13 protein-coding genes and 1 riboswitch are annotated in these 13538 nt (G+C 44.8%); of the genes, 7 read left to right on the top strand and 6 right to left on the bottom strand.

From position 1 onward, the window contains the following. Nucleotides 1–175: 175 nt before the first annotated feature. Complete coding sequence (locus tag L1028_RS07415; protein WP_234532682.1) at nucleotides 176–1726, top strand: flavocytochrome c; 1551 nt, start codon at nucleotides 176–178, stop codon at nucleotides 1724–1726. Between the two features lie 113 nt (nucleotides 1727–1839). Here the strand turns inward: L1028_RS07415 and L1028_RS07410 are convergent, their stop codons facing one another. The 6 genes from L1028_RS07410 to L1028_RS07385 form a co-directional block, all read right to left on the bottom strand. Further along, entirely contained in the window at nucleotides 1840–2682 is an 843-nt protein-coding gene (locus L1028_RS07410; RefSeq protein WP_234532680.1) for an ABC transporter ATP-binding protein, read from the bottom strand. A gap of 16 nt (nucleotides 2683–2698) precedes the next feature. After that, a complete protein-coding gene (locus tag L1028_RS07405) occupies nucleotides 2699–3460 on the bottom strand; it encodes an ABC transporter permease (RefSeq protein WP_234532678.1) in 762 nt (253 codons plus the stop codon). Further along, on the bottom strand, nucleotides 3457–3750 hold the full coding sequence (locus tag L1028_RS07400; RefSeq protein WP_234532676.1) for a thiamine-binding protein: 294 nt from the start codon (nucleotides 3748–3750) through the stop codon (nucleotides 3457–3459). Before L1028_RS07400 ends, L1028_RS07405 begins: the two co-directional genes overlap by 4 nt. A gap of 80 nt (nucleotides 3751–3830) precedes the next feature. Next, nucleotides 3831–4880 carry an ABC transporter substrate-binding protein gene (locus L1028_RS07395; protein ID WP_234532674.1) on the bottom strand — a complete coding sequence of 350 codons (1050 nt, stop codon included), beginning with the start codon at nucleotides 4878–4880 and terminating at the stop codon, nucleotides 3831–3833. A gap of 160 nt (nucleotides 4881–5040) precedes the next feature. Continuing rightward, nucleotides 5041–5151: riboswitch (TPP riboswitch) on the bottom strand. A 149-nt stretch (nucleotides 5152–5300) separates the two neighbouring features. After that, nucleotides 5301–6752 carry a hypothetical protein gene (locus L1028_RS07390; protein ID WP_234532672.1) on the bottom strand — a complete coding sequence of 484 codons (1452 nt, stop codon included), beginning with the start codon at nucleotides 6750–6752 and terminating at the stop codon, nucleotides 5301–5303. Between the two features lie 80 nt (nucleotides 6753–6832). Further along, on the bottom strand, nucleotides 6833–8047 hold the full coding sequence (locus L1028_RS07385) for an MFS transporter (RefSeq protein ID WP_234532670.1): 1215 nt from the start codon (nucleotides 8045–8047) through the stop codon (nucleotides 6833–6835). Between the two features lie 161 nt (nucleotides 8048–8208). On the opposite strand from L1028_RS07385, the gene L1028_RS07380 reads away from it, so the two are divergent. The 6 genes from L1028_RS07380 (at nucleotide 8209) to L1028_RS07355 (ending at nucleotide 13368) form a co-directional block, all read left to right on the top strand. After that, nucleotides 8209–8628 carry a pyridoxamine 5'-phosphate oxidase family protein gene (locus L1028_RS07380; RefSeq protein ID WP_234532669.1) on the top strand — a complete coding sequence of 140 codons (420 nt, stop codon included), beginning with the start codon at nucleotides 8209–8211 and terminating at the stop codon, nucleotides 8626–8628. Nucleotides 8629–8771: 143 nt separating this feature from the next. Next, nucleotides 8772–9446: a response regulator transcription factor gene (locus L1028_RS07375; RefSeq protein WP_234532668.1), complete on the top strand. Its 675-nt coding sequence runs from the start codon at nucleotides 8772–8774 to the stop codon at nucleotides 9444–9446. Beyond that, nucleotides 9443–10858 carry a sensor histidine kinase gene (locus tag L1028_RS07370; protein ID WP_234532667.1) on the top strand — a complete coding sequence of 472 codons (1416 nt, stop codon included), beginning with the start codon at nucleotides 9443–9445 and terminating at the stop codon, nucleotides 10856–10858. The genes L1028_RS07375 and L1028_RS07370 overlap by 4 nt, the downstream gene beginning before the upstream one ends. Before the next feature lie 187 nt (nucleotides 10859–11045). Further along, nucleotides 11046–11429: a winged helix-turn-helix transcriptional regulator gene (locus L1028_RS07365; RefSeq protein ID WP_234532666.1), complete on the top strand. Its 384-nt coding sequence runs from the start codon at nucleotides 11046–11048 to the stop codon at nucleotides 11427–11429. A 318-nt stretch (nucleotides 11430–11747) separates the two neighbouring features. Then, a complete protein-coding gene (locus tag L1028_RS07360; RefSeq protein ID WP_234532665.1) occupies nucleotides 11748–12323 on the top strand; it encodes a sigma-70 family RNA polymerase sigma factor in 576 nt (191 codons plus the stop codon). After that, on the top strand, nucleotides 12313–13368 hold the full coding sequence (locus L1028_RS07355; RefSeq protein ID WP_234532664.1) for a hypothetical protein: 1056 nt from the start codon (nucleotides 12313–12315) through the stop codon (nucleotides 13366–13368). The genes L1028_RS07360 and L1028_RS07355 overlap by 11 nt, the downstream gene beginning before the upstream one ends. The last annotated feature ends 170 nt before the right edge of the window (nucleotides 13369–13538 follow it).

Here is a 13538-nt window from a genome sequence, read left to right as displayed (position 1 = left end):
CTGGATAGGGCGGTTTTCTTTGTGTAGTAAGCTGAGGAGGATTTTTTTGGAAATTTAAATGAAAATATTCATGAAAATGTAACGGTAATCATAACTAATTACAAAAATACCTTCACAAAACATCGACTTTGCGTTATTATAAATGTGAAAACATTCACAAAGGGGCGTTATAAAGATGAAGAAAACAACAAGTACTGCTCTCATTCTCATTCTCTCTGTCATGCTCGTAATCGCAGGCTGCGGTAACAGTAATAGCAACAGCGCAGGTAATAGTAATGGCAATGAGAACAAAAGTAAGGTAAATGAGACGGCAAAAAATGATAAAGCTGAAGCCGTATCAGGCGCATCAGAGGCTAGCTACACACCACTGGATCAATTAAAAGATAATTATGATATCGTTATTGTTGGTGCTGGTGGTGCGGGAATGTCTGCTGCACTGGAAGCTAAGGCTAAAGGCTTGAATCCGGTTATTTTAGAAAAAATGCCGGTTGCAGGCGGGAATACAAGTAAATCCTCTTCAGGGATGAACGCTTCCCAAACGAAATTTCAAAAAGAGCAAAGCATTGAAGATAGCAATGATAAGTTTTATGAAGAGACACTAAAGGGCGGGCATGACACGAACGATAAAGAGATGCTTCGTTTCTTCGTTGACAATTCCGCAAGTGCGATCGATTGGTTGGATTCGATCGGAATCAAGCTGAACAATATTACGATCACAGGCGGCATGAGTGAAAAACGTACCCACCGTCCAGAAGACGGCTCTGCGGTAGGCCAATACCTTGTCAAAGGATTGGTTAGAAACGTACAAGAAAAAGAAATTCCACTGTTTGTGAACGCGGATGTTAAAGAAATTACTCAAAAAGACGGTAAGGCTAACGGCGTCAAAGTACTCTTTAACCAAGCTGATGAAAAAACCATTACAGCGAAGGCAGTTGTTGTAACAACAGGTGGTTTTGGATCCAACATGGATATGATCTCTAAAGTTAGACCTGATCTGGAAGGATACGTTACGACTAACCAAATCGGCAGTACCGGCGATGGCATCAAGATGATTGAGGCGCTTGGCGGAATCACCGTTGATATGGATCAAATCCAGGTTCACCCAACAGTTCAACAAGAAAAATCTTATCTGATCGGGGAAGCTGTACGCGGCGAAGGTTCTATCCTCGTGAATAGCGAAGGCACACGGTTCGTAAACGAATTGACTACACGTGATAAAGTTACCGAAGCGATCAATACACTTCCTGAAAAAGCGGCAACGCTTGTCTTTGATTCCGGCGTCAAATCACGCGTGAAAGCAATTGAACAATATGACAAAATGGGCTTCGTAATCCAAGCGGATACCATCGAAGCATTGGCGAAAGAAATCGGTGTTCCAGCCGATAAGCTAAAAGCGACACTTGATACTTGGAACAGCGCAGTAAAGAACAAGAACGATGCTGAATTCGGCAGAACAACAGGGATGGATAACGATTTGTCCGCTGGTCCTTACTACGCTATTAAGATCGCCCCGGGGATTCACTACACCATGGGCGGCGTGAAGATCAATACGAACACAGAAGTATTAAATAAAGACGGCGCTGCTATTCCTGGCCTGTATGCGGCTGGTGAAGTTACAGGCGGATTGCACGGTCAAAACCGGATCGGCGGTAACTCTGTAGCAGAAATCATTATTTTCGGCCGTCAAGCAGGGATTAAATCTGCAGAGTTCGTACAAGCACAATAAGATTTAACTGCTATTCTGGTTAAAACAAAAGAACCGCTTGGGCTAATTGAAGCCCGGGCGGTTCTTTGTTTGATCTCACGTTTAAAGTGAGTGGAGTAACCCCCATTCAAAAGTTACTTCTCGCTTTTAGCTTGTTCTTCTCGCATCCACTGTGACAGCTGGCGTTTGAGTTTAAGGAATTCTGGGGAATCCGTAATCTCATCGCGGCGTGGCCGTGGAAATGGCACGTCAACAGTATGTAGGATGGAGCCGGGGCGGCCCGAGAATACATAAATACGATTCGAGAGCAGCAACGCTTCTTCGATGTTGTGGGTTATGAACAGCACGGAGCGGCGATTCTCCTCCCACAGCTCCAGCAGCCAGCGCTGCATTTCACTGCGAGTTAGTGCATCCAGTGCGCTGAAAGGTTCATCGAGCAGCATCAACTCCTGCGGAGCCAGCAATGCTCTGAGAAAAGCAGCACGCTGCTGCATCCCACCAGACAGCATATGCGGATAAGCCTGTTCGAATCCATTCAAGCCAACCTTGGCGAGCCACTGGCGCGCTTCTTCACGAGCTCCATCCTGCAGAGCGCCTTTGATTTCCCCGGCTAGCAGTACATTATCTTCAATCGTTCGCCAAGGAAAAAGCGCAGGCTGCTGCGGCATATAACTGATTTCACCACGTTGACCTGTAACGATCTTGCCGTTCATGCGGATCGTTCCTGCATCGGGCTTCACTAGTCCGCCGATCATATGGAATAAGGTGCTTTTTCCACAGCCGGAAGGACCGACGATCGAAACGAACTCTTGCTGCTCTACCTTAAGAGAGACGTTGTTCAGCACGTTCGTCTCGCGGCGACGATGGGTGAAGGACTTGGAGATGCCGCTTACTTCGAGAGCAGGTGGTGCAGTATGAGCTTCAGGAGAGCTTATGATTTCTGTTGTTCTTTGCTCTATTTGCGTCGCTTGAGACATACAGGCATCTTCCTTTCTATGAGTTACGGCGCGGTTTCCAGCGAACTAACCATTTTTCGAGCAAGGCGATAATAGCAAAAAGTACAAGACTCAGGAGCACAATAATAACAATAGCGACAAACATCCGATCCGTACGGTAAGCGGATTTTTGCAGGAGCATATAATAGCCAATCCCTTTATCCGCGCCAATCCATTCAGCGACCACGGCTCCCATAACCGCATAAGTAGCAGATATTTTCACACCGGAAAATAGTGCCGGGATAGAAGACGGAAGCTCCAGCTTGGTGAAGATTTGCCACTTGCTTGCGCCCGCCATTTTCATATAATTCATCATGACCTGATCACTTTGAGACAAGCCGCCCATTGCAGCGACGGCTACCGGGAAGAAGCATACCAGTGTAATCAGCACGATTTTGGGCAAAAGACCGAAGCCAAACCAGATGATAAGCAGTGGTCCGAGTGCGATAGAGGGAACATTTTGACTCAGAATAATGAGTGGATAAAAAGCCCGTCTAGCCCAAGGTAAAAGATGCAAGATTAGAGCAACGATCAAGCCTACACCTGTACCAATAGGAAAACCGATTAATGTGAGTCGGAGCGTAGCCATCGTATGAGCCCAGAGACCTGAGGCATTACTGGTGGATTCGCGAGCAATATCAGCAGGACTCGGCAGAATCCAGGATTCGATATGGAATAGAGAAACAGATAACTGCCATACGGTTAAAAAGAAGACGACCGCCACAAGGGGCGGCCATATTAGCTTCCAGGTCGATCTCACGGCCGATATTTCTCCGTCAGTTTGTCCATGCTGATTCCGTTAGGGTTATGAGCGATTTTGATCTGGGAGATCACGCTTGGACTGCCTGCTTCGATCAGCGCCTCCTGCATTTGACGTACAACCTCCAGAAGCTCGCCCAGCTCACCTTCCATAGTAGTTTCCAGTGGATTCACCTGATGTTTAACGCCAGATTTTTGAATAACTTCAATCGCTTTATCTACGTAGGGGATGGAGTCCTCATTGTTTGGAGTCTTAGGAATTACTTGAATGCTTAATAGTGTGTTAGCCACAATAATCAATCCTCTCAAATTGTATAGGTAACCTCAAAAAGCCAACTTTGATAACGAAGTGATTCATTTATAATTGTTATCTACTCCGCCGGTAAAAAATCATTCGTGAATGCACTAGCTGCATCCAGCGGTTTGTCCAGCAGCTTCAAATCATACATCCAGTCGCCGTAATTCTGCCAGACCTCGGTTTTTTGCTCTCCCCAGCGTGGGGCGTCGTCCTTATATTTCGGGCTAAGCCATTTTTGGCTAGCTAGGACAAGCTCTGCATCAAGGTCAGGCACAGCCTTGGATAATGTAGCGGCAGCCTCTTCTGGATGATCAATCGCATATTGATAACCCTTCGATGTGGCTTTCAGGAAAGCCTTCACCAAATCTGGATTCTCAGAAATTTGCTTCTCACTCGTGGTCAGCACAGGGGTGTAATAATCGAGCTGAGGCGCATAATCCTTCAAATACAGCATATCCAGAGGCTCTCCACGCAGTTCGGCTTCAATACCGGTCCAAGCGTAGAAGATCCAAGCGAAATCAATGTCACGTTTGACTGCGGTAAAATAGTCAGCTTCACCAATACTGATTAGCTTCACCTTTTTCACATCGCCACCAACAGGGTCCATGATCGCCTTCATGGCTGCTTCCTCAGCGGGAGAGCCCCAACCTCCGTAAGTTTTACCCTCAAAATCTTTTGGCGATTTAATATTGCGATCCACTGGAGCGGCGAATCCCGAAGTATTATGCTGAATAATGGCTGCAATCGAGACAAGAGGAACGCCTTGTAGACGAGCTAGAGTCAATCCTTCCTGAGCGCTGATCCCAAAAGCAGCTTCCCCAGAAGTAACCATGGTATCGGAGCCCGCTGCGCCAGGTTGAACGATTTCTACATCCAGACCTTCTTCCGCGTAATAACCAAGATCCTTGGCTACATATAGACCGGTGTGGTTCGTATTCGGTGTCCAATCCAGTGCAACCTTAACTTTGGTAAGCTCTTTTGGAGCATTTGATCCGGTCGCAGCATTCGATTCCGCAGCAGTCCCTTTGTTTCCGGCTGTATTCCCATTGTTGCTGCCGCATCCGGCAATCGCAAGAATGAGCATACAGGTGAGGCTAAGTATAAGTGCTTTTTTGACTTGCATGTCTTCTTCTCTCCTTTAAGGTTGCCAGATCCCGTCATCCAACATGAACCGTAAAGTGTAGTATGTACATTTCTTCTACATCTTTTGTGATCTACACAAAAAAAGCGCCCCGAGTGATCGGGACGCTGGCTTGGCGCAAGGTTAGTAAAGGTCACAGGGACCAAAACCAATTGGCGATTCCTACGCTGGCATTATCCAGATCAGGTATAAGGGTCAGTATCTTGTGGGATACAATCTCAGCCGGCCAATTCCAGCACCCCTGGTTCTATGAAGTTAACGGGTATTTCTCGCTTAAACGCTAATCGTCCTTATAAGGACGCTGAAGGCGTTTATGCTTGCATACGGTGTATTATAGACGGCTGTTCTCGGAATGTCTAGTAGCACGCTCCTAAATTTTTCAAATCTCTTAGTCCGTTTTCATTAATCCAGATCTTTATGTTTCTTGCGATGACGCCGCTTAAGCTCAGTAACCAGAGCACCTAGCGTAAGGACAACACTGATCATTATCCCGCTCATAATCACGAAGAGAGCAAGGAACTCAAAGGGGGAATAGCTAACCATCTTACTCCATTGAATCTTTCCATCCAGATCGTCAATGACTTGATTCATGCCATAAATCCCACTTACCACCGTAAATACAGTGAGGATCATCAGCAGATTATCCCGGCGCTTCGACTGGAATTTATCTTGATACTGAAACAGGTCAGTCAAGGTTTCTTTTACTTCCTCGAACAGAGCGTCGTTCCCGTATACTTTACGCAGCTGAAGGAAAATCTCCCGTCCTTGCGACTGTGAAATCAGCTCCAAGAAATAGAACTTTGCCGAGAATTTATTAATCGAGTAGATTAAATTATCGATCTCATCATAATCGTGGTTTATACGTAGTCGGGAATGCATATTTGCCAGCTTTAGCAGAACAATTTTGTGGAAAATATTGAGTAGAAATCCGTAATAATATTGCCCGTACATCTGGTTGGCCAGGTTAACGGCGATCTTTGGTTCAGCTCGGGTTAGGCAGCAAAAGGTCTGCTCATTCATCATATAATACGTATCTGGGCCCCATCGATTATAGGAATGCTCATGACAATAGTTCGCAATATACGCTGGATCGCTGGCACTGGCATAGGGCTTCCCGTTTAGATCCATTCCATCAAGCTGAGAGGCGCGATAGCGTATATTTACACTAATCTCATCAGAATCTCCTTCATTCTGAAAGCCGTAAAAGGCTTGCACCTGCATTCTTTCATCTACGAAAAAGGGAAGGGTCTCGAAATAAGCCCCATTGATATCCGAGTGATCCAGAAAAGGCTCCAGGCCATCCACCAGATTTCGGAAGACAAAATCCTCTACCATCTCATAGGTCTGTTCCCCGCAATGGATATAGGTGTAGTCATCCTGTACGAAGGTATTCTCAAGCGTCCGGAAGCGGTCCGCGAATTCCAGTGCAATACTAAAGGGAATCGAATCCCCCTCAAGTTGGACACGTATCGTCACAAATCCAAGCTGAAAAGGACATATGAATATATCCGTCGAGAGAATTTTAAAAAATATAGACTGCTGAGGAATCTCTAGAATACAGTCCAGATTATTGACTCTGGAAAAGCGGCGGAAAGAGTCTACATCCTTCTTGCGTGGAAAAAGAATGTGTGCAGCAAACGGTAAATAGGTGCGCTCCATCCGTTCATGGGAAACACAGTGGCCTTCTCCGTAATAGGCATTTTCTAGCTCTTTATTATCCAGAAAAAAACGTGTGAAGCCATCATCCTGCAATTGTTGGATAAGCTTCTTAGAATCGCCCTTTTTTATTGAAAAGGGAAAAATAAACTGCATAAGCGCAGTATGTAATAAAGGCTCAGTTGAAAGCTTATCCATTCATCGTCCATCCTTGTGCTCAGAATATGCTTATAGTTGACATTACCCTAAAAGGATTAGGTTGATACCATTCTTACATTCTAAATACTGGAACTCTTTCTTTGGACTGCTTGCCTGGATTGGAACCTCCATGCGGCAATGCTCAGCAAGAACAAGAAGGTGGCAAAACCGGCAAGTAATCCAGCAGTTTGTGCCACTTTTAGATGGTCCATAGACCAGCCCATGAATAGGGGCAGCAGAGCTCCACCGACACCTCCAGCAGCGATCATTATGCTGGGTGTTGACTCTTCGGCTCCTGGCAGCATCTTACTGGAGAAGACTAGAGCTATGGAGAAAATACCGGACATAAATAGCCCAAGTAGCATAATTACGATGAATGCAGCTAATCGATTATCTGTGAACGGAAAAAGAGCCAGCAGTAACAAGGTTAGTAAACAGCTACTTAAAATGTATACACGGTAAGAAATTTTCTCTGCAATCACTCCAGCAAACAATCTTCCTGTAGACATAGCTAGCCAAAAGAAAGTAACTGTCAGCGCCGCAGCAGATTCTGTCATCCCTAGCTTGGCGATAAAGATGGCGGGCATAAAGTTGACCAGACTCATCTCCGTACCTACATAGAGAAAGAAGAAAAGGATGAAGATGCTCAGCAGAATCCATTGTTTCCCTTTATACGGAAGCTGTGTGCTGGACTGCGAGAAATGCGGGGATGCTGAGACTTTGCGAGGTGCTCGCTCGTCCAGTATGCGCTGCAGATTCCCAAAATGGCCTCTTCCCCAGAGAATGAGGGAAAGTAATGAGAAGCCAGCGACAATTAGGAATGCCAATCTCCATGCTCCGGTAGCAATGAGCGGACTGGCGATAAGAGGCATTACAAGTGCTCCTATCCCAAATAGGACTTCAAGTCGGCTCATCGCGATCGCGGTTCCTTCTGTCACAGCTCCGATAATGATGGTGCCGATGACGGCTTCGATCATACCGAAACCAAAGCCAGCCGCAACAGCAATAACATACATCCACTCCCAAGGAGGTAGAAAAGCATACGCAATCTCAGCAGTTAGGAGAAGAGCGGTGGCGATAATGATGCCTCCTCGTTTCCCAAAACGGCGATTGAGTAGGGGAGAGACAAGCACACCAGCCAGAAAACCAGTGAATTGACTAAAGATTAATTGCCCGCCGGCACTATAATTTTGGTCATAATGCTGTAACAGAACGGGAAGAATAGATCCCAGCACTACATGAGCAAGTCCAATGACAAAGTAGGAAAGACAGCCGATCCAGATCAGTTTTTTCACGAAGTAAGCCCCTTATATTGAAAGTAGTTTATGGAGTAAGTTCGGATTCAATGTGACCCGGAAGGGTACATTATAATAAGCACCATTGTTATGATAAATCCAAACGGTGAGCTTGGATATATAAACTTTTGTTTACATGCTTGAAGGGAGAGATTTACGTAATGGATAACAAACAACTGGAGCAACTCATTATTAGAGCATTGGATGACAACAAGTTCGGTTCCTTTGGTACGATCGAAGAAGGAAATAAGCCGAAAGTACGTTATATGGCCATTTTCCATGAGGGTTTGAAGATTTATTTAGCTACCAATCGCAAAACGCATAAGGTGGAGGAGTTATCGAATAATCCGGATGCTTTTTTGCTGCTTGGATATGAGTCAGGCGGAAGCAAGGATGTGCTGGAGATTGAAGCCACCGTTGCCATTTCTAAGGATGAAGGGCTGCGCACAAAGGTATGGAACAAAGAGCTGGAGCCGTGGTTTACAGGGCCTGACGACCCTAATTATGTGATTCTTGAACTTACTCCAACGCGTATTGAGTATGTTGGCAGTAATAAAGAGCATGGCGTGTGGACCCCCTAATTTAAAATCGATTCCGATAGCCTTCCTATCCCCCACGGGTTTAGGAGGGCTTTTTTAAAAGATAAGTCCCTGAGTGTCCTGTTAAAACATGTTATAATGACTTCAACTTTTTACGTAATTTCTCAGGGGAGGACTTAAAATACATGACCGTTACTCTGTTATATATTGAAGATGATCATGAAATCGGCAGCGTCGTGTCTGCGGATTTAAGTGAGCGTGGTTATAGTGTGCGTTGGCTGCGGAGCGGGGAGGGAGCGACGGAGGAAGCTTCGCCTTGTCAATTGGCTATTCTGGATGTAATGCTTCCGGGCTTGGATGGCTTTACTGTCGGACAACGATTGAAGCGGGCGTATCCTAAGCTTCCGATCTTGATGCTCTCCGCGCGAACTTCCATTGATGATAAACTGCAGGGACTTGAGTTCGCGGATGATTATCTGACGAAGCCTTTTCATCCAGATGAATTGGCAGCCAGAATTGAAGTGCTGCTCAGGCGGAACGGGGCATCTGTTCAGGATTCGCTCACGCTAAAGCACCTAGTCATATATGAAGGGGATAACCGAGTAATAAATGCTCAGACTCAGGAAGAAGTCATGCTTACGGGTAAGCAATTTCAGATTTTTTCTTATTTGCTGCGTCATCTCGGCCAGATTATGACGAAGGAGCAGATTTATGAAGCCGTCTGGAGAGAAACCTATCTCGAAGGGGATAAAACTTTGATGGTACATATACGATATTTGCGCGAAAAGTTAGAACTTGATCCGGGCAATCCGGTAATTATAGAAACTGTCCGAGGGATCGGATATCGGGTAAGAGCATGAGGGGGTTAGGGCGCATTCGCAAGCAGCGTAACTCCTCTTTGCTATCGGGATATTTGCTTATTATCGTTTCTGCACTGCTTTTTATTCCTGTGGTCCTGCCGTTATCTTTTGTTCTCTACAATATGGTTAATGAAGTGACCAAAGGGGCTCCACCTGTAGACACCTCTCTGTATTCGAGTGTTGCAGCGCTGGAGACCATGTGGCATAAGGAGGCACTTCAATTGGAAGATGCTTCTTCGGAAGGCATAAATGAGCGCCTACATGAACTGAGACGGAAATACACTGAGGCTACTATGTTTTGGGTAGATGGGCAGGGAATGACCCAGTTGATTCTCACACCTGATGAAGGCAATCCGGATCATGGCAGCGGAGTTCCGGAGCAGTGGACTGCGGCTGAGGCTATTTTTTTTATGAAAGAAAGTACAAAGCGTGATCCTTTAGCCATCGTCGCCTTCATGGGAGACCGAGTGGATGCGGGCAAAGGGTTTATGGTAATGCAAATTCCAAACAAGCTGCTCAACAAAGGGGCTTATGGGGGAGTCGGGGCTTGGGCTTTATATTACTTTGTGCTCTTTGTACTTTTTGGAGGGTTCGCACTGGTTTCTTTGCTGTTCTTTAGAAAAATACGCAAACGGCTACTACAGCTACAAACCGCGATGACGATTACGGGGCCTGATAGAATGCCTAAGTCTATTATGACGGGCAAGCTGGATGAGATTGGCAGACTGGAGGAAGCTTTTAACACGATGGTGGCGAAGCTTGACGAAAGTCGAAAGAGGGAAATCGAAGAGGAAGAGCTGCGTAAGCGTCTAGTATCCAACTTATCTCATGATTTACGCACACCGCTAACCGTTATCCGCAGCCACATTCATGTAATGACTAAGGAGAGCTTAACCCCGCAAGGACAACAGTCCTTAGAGCTAATGGATAAGCGTATAGCAGATCTTAGCGTCTTGATCGAGAATCTTTTATCCTACAATCTCCTCAACAGCGGACGGATCACTTTGAAGCGGGAGCGTAAAGATGTCTTGCGCTTGTTGCGGGAAAGTGCTGCTGCTTGGTACCCCGTATGGGAAAAAGAGAACTTCGAGATCGATATTGACCTGGAGGCTGAACCGCTGTTCTGGATGGTGGATGAGGTCTGGTTCCGCCGTATTCTTGATAATCTATTTCAGAATATTGTACGTCATGCCAGCAGTGGTCTTTATGTAGGGATTTCTACGGAGTCCCGTAATGGGCAACGTGTTATTTTGATTACGGATCACGGCAGAGGCATCCAGAGTCCATCCGATTACACAGGGGCAGGATTAGGGCTGTCAATCGTGGATCTGTTGATGAAGCATATGGAGCTAGAGTGGGATATGGAGAGTACTGGAGATGGAACTTCCGTAGTAATCTTTAATCCGCTGTAGAAAGAAAAAGCTCTCACGGGAAATAATAAAAATGAGCTCAACGGCACCCGTTTTCACAACGAACGGTCAGAATAGGCGTAATATATTTGGTTGTAGTTATAATGTTTAATAGGGCCATTTAATGGTTCCAATGCTTCAGGAGTTACCAATGACCTGTGTTGAAATATTTCGAAAAGGGGCAAGTTGAGTGGAAAAGACTGAAAAAATATACAACACTGCAGTAGAGGCAACTTTAGAGGTGATTGGTGGGAAATGGAAACCTGTTATTCTCTTTCATCTGACATTCGGTAAGAAACGTAATAATGAATTTAAGAGCTTGATTCCTGCAATTACTCAAAAGATGTTAACGCAGCATCTTCGGGAGCTTGAAGAAGAAGGCGTCATCTTACGTATTTCCTATAATCAGGTACCACCGAGAGTTGAGTATGAGTTGACAGAATACGGCTGGAGTCTAAAGGAACTCCTACATCTGATGTGCCGTTGGGGGGATTCGCATATAGAGAGAAAGTACGAGGGAAAGGCTACCGTTCTCGCTAATTCAATGCTTACAGGGGTCCCGCCAACATTTTAACGAAAATATACACTAAGGACTATTCAATAGTTTTAAAAGCCGGGTTTTCCTACTCTAAGGAATCCGGCTTTTGTTTTATTCTCGTAGTGGACGTAATGTTTGTTTTGCGTTAACAGCCAGTGATCAGTGTGATTAGACTGGAAAATAAAGCACTAGACAGGCCACGGCTGCCATATGGGGCGTTGCACTTCTGGTAGTCTTCCTGATCGATGGCCGCCGACACTCAGCCTTTTGCAAAAAAAAATAAAGGAAACCGAACTTTTTTTTGATAGAGAGACAATATAGTGTGTAAGCAGCTTACTTAGGAGGGCCCTCTGAATGCAAAGTGAATACATGTACCAGTTACTCATAAAAATGAAAGACGGTGATCAACAGGCGTTTCATACGATGTATGATGCCACCTATCAGGACGTCTACCGGACAGTCTCCTTTCTGGTGGATCATCAGCAGGATCGGGAAGATGTTATGAATGAGATCTATATGCAAATGTGGACATCAATTGCTAACTACGATACGAACCGACCTTTCCACTTCTGGCTACACGGCTTGGTAATCCGTCAAGTACAGAGATTTCGGGTCAAGAGCTGGCGGAGATTCCGAATTTTTGAACGCATTCGTGCCTTCTCTCGGGAAGAGTCTCATTGGGATCAACCTGCTGTGTTGATGGATGGGACGAAACAAATGATATCGAAGGCAATCCAAAAACTGACCGACAAACAGCGAATGGTGATCATCCTCCGCTTTTTTCACGACTATACTCTTGAGGAAATCGCGACATTGCTCGATATTCCGCTGGGTACAGTCAAGTCCAGATATCATGCTGGCCTTCAGGCGCTTCGAAAAAACATATGGAATCTCCCCCCAGAAAGGATGGAAAAGATCAATGCTAACTGAACGCAAAATCCGTGAACATCTGCACAAAGAGGCAGAAACTATGGAGTGCCCTCCGGCTATTTCCAAACGAATAGAACAATCCTATTCTCAATATTTGCAACCAAAAAGGAGCGAAATAACCATGAAAAAACGATTGATTGGTGGAATAGTTGCTGCTGCGATTTTAATTCCAACCGCAGCATATGCGGCCCCTACCCTGATTGAAATGTTTACTAGAACACCAATGACTGCTGAACAAGTCAAGACGGATGAGGTTGGCAAAGCAACACTTGAGAAGCTGTATAGCACATTTCCCGAAACAAAATCGTTTGAGATAATCGATGCAAGCAACGTTCAAGGTGTCCAAACAAGCATCATACTGCAGGAAAAAGAAGGAACCGGCAAAAAGATTACCCTTCATACAAACAGAATTACGGGTGCGATTGAACACGTGATTCAAGAGAATTGGGAGCCTAAGGAGAAGCCACTCACTACTTTATCCGATCAGGAAATCAAGTCGAAGGTAGATTATCTAATTGATAAAATGTATGGCAACATCGAAGAGTACGAATTTGCTTTGGAGAAAATGGAGAACCCGGATCAAAAAACGTATATGTTGAATTACACCAAAAAGGGATCAAAAACACCGTTCTATCAGGTATTTGTTCAGAGCAATACAATCAGTGTTTCTCTGATCGGAGGTGAGACTACACCTTCAAACATTAAAGTAGAAGGTTTATTCTCTAGAAATGGTAAGCCTGATTATTCTGCTGATGCCTATCTAAATGATGCAAAACTATTTTCTTTACTGAAAATTAGCCCAGAAGAATTAAAACAAGAATTAGCAAAAGGTAAATCTGTTGTGGAGATTGCAGCATCTAAAAATGTCTCTAAACAACAAGTAATTGATGTCATTGCAAAAACACAGGTTGAAGGACAAATTCAAGGTGAAATTAATGGTGAAGTTCCTAAAAGTAATCGTTCAAATGAACAACAGTTAAAAGCTATTGAACCAAAAGTATTACAAATTATTGAACACAAAAATGAAACACCAGCGAAGAAATAACAAGTCAAGGCGCATAAGGTATAGAACCCAATAGATAATCCAGAGCCAAAAACGATCATGTTGAATTACACCAAAAAGGACAAGGATTGAACTAAACTGTTCTTCCAGGTATTTGTTCAAGGCAATACAATCAGTGTTGGGTTGGTCGGAGAATAGGAGTACAAAAACCT

The organism is Paenibacillus pseudetheri, from assembly GCF_924513355.1.
Lineage (GTDB): Bacteria > Bacillota > Bacilli > Paenibacillales > Paenibacillaceae > Paenibacillus_AQ > Paenibacillus_AQ pseudetheri.
Note: the sequence above shows the minus strand (reverse complement) of the source record. Positions and strands in the feature narration are given on the sequence as shown.